The organism is Kaistella sp. (assembly GCF_041824135.1).
GTDB lineage: Bacteria > Bacteroidota > Bacteroidia > Flavobacteriales > Weeksellaceae > Kaistella.
This window is the reverse complement of record NZ_JBGZYM010000029.1, coordinates 41,998-50,011: the sequence shown is the minus strand read 5'-3', so window position 1 is coordinate 50,011 and position 8,014 is coordinate 41,998. Positions and strand designations below refer to the sequence as shown.

Here is an 8,014-nt window from a genome sequence, read left to right as displayed (position 1 = left end):
ACCGATAATTTGAGAAATTTTTCCTTTAAGTTGGTTTGCCATTGCTAATTTTTTTCTTGAGTGCAAATATAATGAATATTCGCACATTTGCAATTGGTTTAAAAGAAGATTTTTGTCATATTTGCATAAAGTTATTTCAAGTCCATTTTTAGGACGATTAATTCCACTCTTATTTAAGAATTTCAGTTGATAATTACAGAAAATTTCGTCGGTTCACTTTCCGAAAATCCTTTGGCGCTCTCGATTGGTATGTTTGATGGTGTGCATTTGGGACATCAAAGTATCATACAAAAACTCAATAAGATCTCCGACGCAAAAAATCTAAAATCTGCCATTCTTACTTTTTGGCCACACCCAAGAAAAGTTTTCAATCCAATCGATGATTTAAAACTATTAAATACCATTGAGGAGAAAAAATACCTGCTTCAGAAAAACGGCTTGCACCATTTATTTTTAAAAGAATTTGATGAAGATTTTAGGAATCTCACAGGCGAAGAATTTGTAAAACATATTTTGGTAGAGAAGCTTCAGGTCAAACATTTAATTGTCGGTTACGATCATACTTTTGGAAAAAACAGAAGTGGTGATTTTTCATTATTAAAAAAGATGGGTCCAGAACTCGGTTTCGATGTAGAACAGGTGGAAGCAGTTTCTTATAAAGAGGTAAATATAAGTTCAACCCAAATTAGAAACGCGCTGTCAGCTGGCAATGTTATTTTTGCCAATGAAATGTTGGGCTATAACTACTCTCTTTCTGGAACAGTTGTTCACGGTAAAAAAATCGGCCGTACAATTGGTTATCCGACCGCAAATATTGAAGTCGATGAGCTTAAATTGTTACCTAAGAAAGGCGCTTACATAGTTGATGTTTTTGTGAAGAACCAACACTATAAAGGAATGTTGAGTATTGGTACCAATCCGACCGTGAACGGAACGAATGTTTCTGTGGAAGTTTATATTTTAGATTTTGATGCAGATATTTACGACCAGAAAATTTCGGTTAACTTCAGAGACTTTCTACACGAAGAAATTAAATTTAATGGTCTTGAAGAATTGATGATACGATTAGATGAAGATAAAAGACTGACGTCTGAGTTTAGCTTTTAGGAATTTAATAATTCCTCTCTAATTTTTTTTGTTAAAGATTGCACGATAAGATCATACGAATGATCGACCAACTTAAAAATCAATTCCTTTTTCAAACTTTCACAAACGACCGAATTCCAGTGTGTCTTATTCATGTGATATGCACCTTGAATTTGGGGATATTGCGCCCGAAGTTCAGCACTCCACTCTGGATCTGTTTTCAAAGAGATCACTAAAGGTTGTTTTTCCAACGGTATCAAAGCAAACATTTTTCCTGCCACTTTCAACACCAAAGTTTCTGGATTAAAAGGAAAGGTTTCCTCCACTCCTTTTTTTTGCTGACAGTACGACAAAATTTCTGTGATATCCATGTATATTATAAGTAATGGGTAATTAGCAATAAGTAATTGTTAAACTGTCCAACAAATTTAGTAATTTTATGAATCAGAATCTTAGTTAAGATTACTAATTAATTATTACCCATTACTCATCAATAAATGATCGCACTAATCATCGGCGCAACTGGCGCAACCGGAAAAGACCTTGTTCATCAATTACTTCAGGATACGGATTGCAACGAAGTTCATGTCTTTGTTAGAAAAGCTTTAAAAATAAATGATCCAAAACTAAAAGTTCATATCGTTGATTTTGAAAAACCTGCTGATTGGAAAGATCTGGTTAAAGGAGACGTTGCATTTTCTTGCTTGGGAACAACTTTGAAAGCTGCCGGAAGCAAAGAAGCTCAAAAAAAAGTCGATGTCGATTATCAATATAACTTTGCAAAAAGTGCTAGAGAAAATGGCGTTGAAGATTTTATTTTAGTTTCCGCTTACGGTGCAGATTCGAATTCTGCAATGTTCTATTCTAAGATCAAAGGAGAATTAGAACAAAAAATTAAAGATTTACATTTTAACAAAGTAACTATTTTTCAACCCGGAATGCTGGAGCGAAAAAGTTCAGACCGGTTCGGGGAAGTTGCAGGCGCAAAAGTGATTAAATTTATTAATAGCCTTGGTTTATTAAAAAGTCAGAAACCTTTACCAACTGAAGTTCTAGCTCATGCTATGATCAACGCCTCTAAAATTAAATCGAACGGTTACTCTAAAATTAAACTGGGAAGTATTTTTAGTTTCGCTGATAAACATAATTGATTTAAATGGCAATTTTGTTAACGCAAAGACGCAAAGAGGTATAAATGATTATGCTTACTAAATTACGATCGCAAAGGTGTTTCACTTAGCAAAGGATTATTTTATCAATAATTGCAAAAAAGTAATTCTTATAAAAATATATGTATGAATTTTTAATTACTTGATCACTTCATCAAATTAATTATAAACTTTTAGTTGTGAAATTTGTGCAATCATTAGTGCCATTTGTGTTTAAAGATTTAACAAGTAAAAAAGCCGTTTCAACAATGCTGAAACGGCTTTTATTATGATGATCAAAAAAAGTTTATACTTTCATAATCTCTGCTTCTTTCACTTTGAAGTGATCGTCGCACATTTTGATGTATTTATCGGTAATGACCTGAATTTTGGCTTCTTCATCTTTAATTAAATCTTCAGAAACTCCTTCTAATTTGCGAAGTTCTTTCATTCCATCCTGACGCGCATTTCTAACTACAATTTTCGTAGCTTCTGCTTCAGATTTCGCTTGTTTACCCAATTCACGTCTTCTTTCTTCTGTCAATGGCGGAACATTCAAAATGATATTGTCTCCATTATTAGAAGGTGCAAATCCGAGGTTTGAATTGATAATTGCTTTTTCAATGGCTCCAATTGCAGATCGATCCCAAGGTTGAATTGAAATCGTCATCGCATCTGGAATCATCACGTTCGCAACCTGACTCAAGGGTGTTGGTGCTCCGTAATACTCTACCATAACGTCTTGTACCATTGTTGTAGAAGCACGTCCGGCTCTAATTTTCTGAAAAGCATGTTCCAAATGTTTAATGGCAGCATCCATTTCCTGCTTAACCATATCTACAATAAGTTCTAATTCTTCCATTATATCTTAAATTTCTGTTTTACTAATTAAAATGAAGTATTCAAAAATAGCATTATTTTTTTATAAATTCACTAAGGTTCCGATAGTTTCACCCTGAACTACTTTTAGAAGATTTCCTTCTTTATTCATATCAAAAACGATGATCGGTAAATTATTTTCTCTGCTTAAGGTAAAAGCAGTCATATCCATTACTTTCAGATCTTTTTCAAAAACTTCACTGTACGTTAAGTTATTAAATTTCACAGCATCAATATTTTTTTCAGGATCAGAATCATAGATTCCATCGACTCTCGTTCCTTTTAAAATCACATCAGCATTCATTTCAATTGCTCTCAAAGTCGCTGCGGTATCTGTAGTGAAATACGGATTTCCAGTACCAGCACCAAAAATTACGACTCTGCCTTTTTCTAAATGACGAACTGCTTTTCTCTTGATAAATGGTTCAGCCACTTTATCCATTTCGATGGCGCTTTGTAAACGCGTGAAAATTCCAGCATCTTCTAAAGCTCCTTGTAAGGCCATTCCATTAATAACGGTCGCCAGCATTCCCATGTAATCACCCTGAACTCTATCCATTCCTGTCGCTGCACCAGCAAGACCTCTAAAGATATTTCCGCCACCAATAACAATTGCCACTTGACAACCAATATCGACTACTTTTTTAATTTCTGCCGCATATTCTTTCAATCGGTCATTGTCGATTCCATATTGTCGGTTTCCCATTAATGCCTCGCCACTTAATTTTAGAAGAATTCGTTGGTATTTCATTTTTTACTTTTTTTTACTTTTTTACGGTGCAAATATAAGGAAACACAAATAATTTCGTTAATAGATTTATATTTACACCGAAATTATTTTTGAAAAGTACTTAAATAAATTATTTTTGCATCTTTACCACACCACTTGAAAAAAATTACCGCCTTTTCCACTCTACTTATTGCTGGCTTGCTCTCTGCTCAGGAAGGAACGAATGTGTATCCTTTCCTGAACATTCCCGTCTCTGCCAGACAGGCAGCTTTGGGAGGTGACGCTGTTTCCATCAGAGACTTTGATGCAAGCTTTGTAGGCGTAAATCCAAGTTTGATGAATTTGGATCAAGATGACATGATTGCGGTCAATTACGCTTCATATCTGGCGGATTCAAAATACGGAACCATTAGTTATGTGAAAGATCTGGAAGAAGGACATTTGATCGGTTTTAATGCCCGTTACATGGATTATGGCAAAATGCCAAGAACTGATGAAAGTGCAGAGATCAATGGTGATTTTGGTGCGATGGATGCTTCCCTTGGACTTTCGTATGCGTACCAGTTTGATGAAGATTTTACCATAGCTGGTGGCGCCAATTTTGTCACTTCAAAAATCGACAGTTATACTTCAATGGCAGTTGTTGGGACCGCAGGAGTTACTTATCATAATAAACAAAGTCGCGAAACATTGGCTTTGGTTTTCAGGAATTTTGGCTATCAATTCAAATCATTTAATGGAACTCGTGAGAATGTTGCTTTCAGAGTTGATTTAGGATACACCAAAATTCTGGATGAATTTCCGTTAGCGTTCACCATTACCGCCCACGATTTACAAAAACTTAATATTTCTCAGGATTTCGATAATAATGGTCAACCCATTAACTGGAGCCGAAAAATTGCCGATCACTTTTCCTTAGGTGCCGAACTTTTTCCGGAACAGGCTTTCAATATTCGTTTCGGATATAATGTAAGACGTGGCAATGAACTCGCTCTTTTGGATCAAAGAAGTTTTACCGGATTATCCGCGGGCTTTGGAATTAAAATTTCTAGCTTCCGATTTGATTACGCTCATGTGAGATATCACAACTCTTCGAATGTCAATATGTTTGGTTTAACGCTTGATTTAATTGAGGTGTCTGGAAACAGAAGATAAATTTTCTTTAAAATATAATTTAATAAAAAATTCCTTTTGATAATTCAGAAGGAATTTCTACTATTTAAGCGGAACGTGTTCGTACTAAAAATGCAAGGACATTTAAATTTTAAGGATGATAAATGTATTTAATGCTTTTATTAAAAACGTTAAAAGTAAAATATTTACGAATAAACCATCTAAAAAAAACCACCGCAATTGCAGTGGTTCACTATTAAAATTAATTATAATTTCCACAATTACTCTTGGATACAACGAACAGAAAACTTACCTACCAAGCCATAATTTTCAGCATCATGGCCAGAGGCCGAAAACACAATATTGAAAGCTCGTTTCCCTTCCAAGGGTTTATTGTTCCAGTAATAACCATAATAATTTTCACTGCTGGTATAACTTCCATCTTCTGAAGAATATCCCATTGGGTACAAAATCAGTTTGTCACCAAATAGTGCTTCTCTCGAAGAAGAACCTCCGTTACCTTTCCATTCATATTGATTATGGTCTGCAACTCCCTTCCATTCAACATCGGTAGGTAAACGAAATCCACTTGGGCAAGCGTTTTGTGCTTCCTTCCAGGTATAGAGCGCTATTTCACCGCCCACATTCTCACACATAAATTCTTTCCAAACTCCGGGAGCGATATAGGCTCCACATTTGCTCTCCTGAGCGTTTAAACTGTTGGTCATTCCAAATCCAAAACAAACGAGTAAAATTAGTTTTTTCATGCTTTTAAAATTAAAAGTTATTTGTGTTTATTTGATAATATTAAAACAAAAATACTTGTAATAAATTCAATATACAATAGTTATCTATAAAGAACTTCTATCGCAATTTCTGTTTTTCGTTAATTTTCAAAAGCTCTTACTGGCTATTTTTAGTGAGTCAATTGAACCTTAATCCCAAATCAGCCAGAGGTTGTGAAAATATTTTTTTTACCCAACAATTTTCAGGAAATTTGTACTTATGAGAAAACCTGTAATTGCTATCGACGGCTACTCTTCTACTGGCAAAAGTTCGATCTCGAAAATCATTGCTCACAAACTGGGTCTGGTTCATTTGGATACTGGAGCTTTATATCGTGGGATTACTTACTTTGCTTTAAATAATTGCTTGGGAGAAGATGGCAAGATTAATTTAGAGGAGCTCTTTATGAGGTTTAATGAAATTCAATTAGAATTTAAACCCATTGATACCGAATTGGTCATGTTCTTGAACGGACAGGATATTTCAACAGAAATTAGAACTAATGAAATCTCGCAGAATGTAAGTTTAATAGCCAGTCAAAAAGAAGTTCGTGATTTTCTGCTCGACGCGCAAAGAGAGATGGCCAAAAAAGGCGGTGTTATTATGGATGGTCGCGATATCGGCACCGTAATTTTACCCAAGGCAGATTTTAAATTCTTTTTGACAGCAAGTGTAGAAGAACGGACAAAAAGACGCTTTTTAGAATTGCGGAGTTTGGGCTTCGAAACGGATGAAAACACCGTGAGAGAAAATCTGATCTCCAGAGATAAAACGGACAGCGAAAGAGCAGTCGCACCATTGAAAAAAGCCCAGGATGCCATTGTGATTGATAACTCAAATTTCACGAAAAATCAAACCATTGATCTCATCTTATCACACCTTACTGATTTTTAACATATTTTAAGAGTCTAACTTTTTTCTTTGGTATATTAATTGTAACTTTAGAAGAGATGGAGAAATCCACTACATTAGATTTATTAACTATTAAAAAATTAACTAAGATGTCAAAAAAGGGTAATAACGCAGCAAGTGTATTAGCAGGTTTACTAGCAGGAGCAGCAGCAGGTGTTGTTCTTGGAATGCTTTACGCTCCAGAAGAAGGTTCAGAAACAAGAAAGAAGATCAAGAATAAAGCAGGTGATTTAAAAGATCAGGCTGTTGATCAGTATGGTAAAGTTTCTGAAAAAGCTAAAGAACAATATGAAGATGTATCTGGTAAAGTAAAAGATCAGTACGGTAATATCTCTTCTCAATTAAAAGAAACAGCTGATAAAGTAGTAACTTCTGTAAAAGATGGTTATGATAAATACAAAGATCAAGCGGTTGCTAAAACTAAAGAAGTTGTAGGAGACGTAGAAAACGAATTAGACGGAATGAGATCATAATCTCGAGCCCGTTTTATTCCTAAAAATAAAAAGGAACTTAATTTAAGTTCCTTTTTTTGTAACTTTAAAAAAAATATTATGGTTGACATTATAAAAGACTTTGCCTCAAAAAAAATAGAATTGCTAAAGATGGAAGCGACCGAAAAGTCCTCTGTCACTGTAGGTACATTAAGCTATCTTATTATAGCAGCGATTGCGGCTTTGTTTTTCATCATCCTTTTTAATATCGGTTTGGGCTTGTTGATTGGATCTTGGTTGGGTAATTACGCTTACGGCATTTTAATTATGGCAGCGTTTTATTTGATTATAATCATCATCACTTTTGCAGCCCGAAATTCTATTAAAAACAATGTGGCCAATAAAATTATTAAATTTATAAATTCTTAAAGATGAGCACGAAATACAATAGTTTGGAGGAACTCAGACGAAAGAAAGCATTATTGAAAAAAGAGGTTTCTGACTTAGAAGATCTCTTGACCTTCGATAATACGAAAGAAAGTTTAAGTGCTTTAACCCACGGATTTACAGATAAATATCTAGAATCAGAAACCAATATTCAAGGAGAGACAACCGTTTCCCTCAAAACCAATGAGATCGTAAAAGAGATTTCTGGAAACATTAAAGATACCTTGCTAAGCAGAAGTTCAGTTTTAAATTTTGCAAAAAGCGAAGGTGGATTAAGCGTTGTAGAAAACGCCATGAAAATAGGAGTCGTTACCTTTGTTGGAAATTATGCCCGCAAAAGTCTCTATAATAAAAGTTGGAAGAAAAAACTGATCGGTTTAGCTCTTATCTATTTAGCTCCAATGGCGCTGCGATTTATTCGTAAAAAATTGGACGAATACGAAAAAAGTAAAACAACATCGAGTTTTGAACAGTTGATATAA

The 8,014-nt window shown here is 34.6% G+C and carries 11 protein-coding genes; 7 read left to right on the top strand and 4 right to left on the bottom strand.

The genetic code is table 11. The annotated features are described in order from the left end of the window. The first annotated feature begins 186 nt into the window (after nucleotides 1-186). Nucleotides 187-1,107, top strand: coding sequence for a bifunctional riboflavin kinase/FAD synthetase (locus ACEYOS_RS03205; RefSeq protein WP_373708770.1), 921 nt, complete (start codon nucleotides 187-189; stop codon nucleotides 1,105-1,107). On the opposite strand, the gene ACEYOS_RS03200 is transcribed toward ACEYOS_RS03205, so the two are convergent. Then, a complete protein-coding gene (locus ACEYOS_RS03200) occupies nucleotides 1,104-1,457 on the bottom strand; it encodes an MmcQ/YjbR family DNA-binding protein (protein ID WP_373708769.1) in 354 nt (117 codons plus the stop codon). The genes ACEYOS_RS03205 and ACEYOS_RS03200 overlap by 4 nt on opposite strands. A 126-nt stretch (nucleotides 1,458-1,583) precedes the next feature. Here ACEYOS_RS03200 and ACEYOS_RS03195 point away from each other — a divergent pair, with 126 nt between their 5' ends. Further along, nucleotides 1,584-2,237 (top strand): NAD(P)H-binding protein, encoded by a 654-nt coding sequence (locus ACEYOS_RS03195; RefSeq protein ID WP_373708768.1) that lies wholly within the window; start codon nucleotides 1,584-1,586, stop codon nucleotides 2,235-2,237. Between the two features lie 304 nt (nucleotides 2,238-2,541). On the opposite strand, the gene frr is transcribed toward ACEYOS_RS03195, so the two are convergent. Beyond that, entirely contained in the window at nucleotides 2,542-3,096 is a 555-nt protein-coding gene (frr, locus tag ACEYOS_RS03190; RefSeq protein WP_373708767.1) for a ribosome recycling factor, read from the bottom strand. 60 nt (nucleotides 3,097-3,156) lie between these two features. Then, nucleotides 3,157-3,864 (bottom strand): UMP kinase, encoded by a 708-nt coding sequence (gene pyrH / locus ACEYOS_RS03185; RefSeq protein ID WP_373708766.1) that lies wholly within the window; start codon nucleotides 3,862-3,864, stop codon nucleotides 3,157-3,159. Nucleotides 3,865-3,999: 135 nt separating this feature from the next. Between pyrH and porQ the strand changes: the two genes are divergently transcribed. Then, nucleotides 4,000-4,998, top strand: a complete 999-nt coding sequence (porQ, locus tag ACEYOS_RS03180; protein ID WP_373708765.1) for a type IX secretion system protein PorQ — start codon at nucleotides 4,000-4,002, stop codon at nucleotides 4,996-4,998. 239 nt (nucleotides 4,999-5,237) lie between these two features. On the opposite strand, the gene ACEYOS_RS03175 is transcribed toward porQ, so the two are convergent. Then, on the bottom strand, nucleotides 5,238-5,723 hold the full coding sequence (locus ACEYOS_RS03175; RefSeq protein ID WP_373708764.1) for an FISUMP domain-containing protein: 486 nt from the start codon (nucleotides 5,721-5,723) through the stop codon (nucleotides 5,238-5,240). Between the two features lie 238 nt (nucleotides 5,724-5,961). Between ACEYOS_RS03175 and cmk the strand changes: the two genes are divergently transcribed. The 4 genes from cmk to ACEYOS_RS03155 all read left to right on the top strand — a co-directional run bounded on the left by cmk (nucleotide 5,962) and on the right by ACEYOS_RS03155 (nucleotide 8,014). After that, on the top strand, nucleotides 5,962-6,636 hold the full coding sequence (gene cmk, locus ACEYOS_RS03170) for a (d)CMP kinase (protein WP_373708763.1): 675 nt from the start codon (nucleotides 5,962-5,964) through the stop codon (nucleotides 6,634-6,636). 107 nt (nucleotides 6,637-6,743) lie between these two features. Continuing rightward, a complete protein-coding gene (locus ACEYOS_RS03165) occupies nucleotides 6,744-7,127 on the top strand; it encodes a YtxH domain-containing protein (RefSeq protein ID WP_373708762.1) in 384 nt (127 codons plus the stop codon). Between the two features lie 78 nt (nucleotides 7,128-7,205). Continuing rightward, complete coding sequence (locus tag ACEYOS_RS03160) at nucleotides 7,206-7,514, top strand: phage holin family protein (RefSeq protein WP_373708761.1); 309 nt, start codon at nucleotides 7,206-7,208, stop codon at nucleotides 7,512-7,514. A 2-nt stretch (nucleotides 7,515-7,516) separates the two neighbouring features. After that, nucleotides 7,517-8,014: a phosphoribosyl-ATP pyrophosphatase gene (locus ACEYOS_RS03155; protein WP_373708760.1), complete on the top strand. Its 498-nt coding sequence runs from the start codon at nucleotides 7,517-7,519 to the stop codon at nucleotides 8,012-8,014.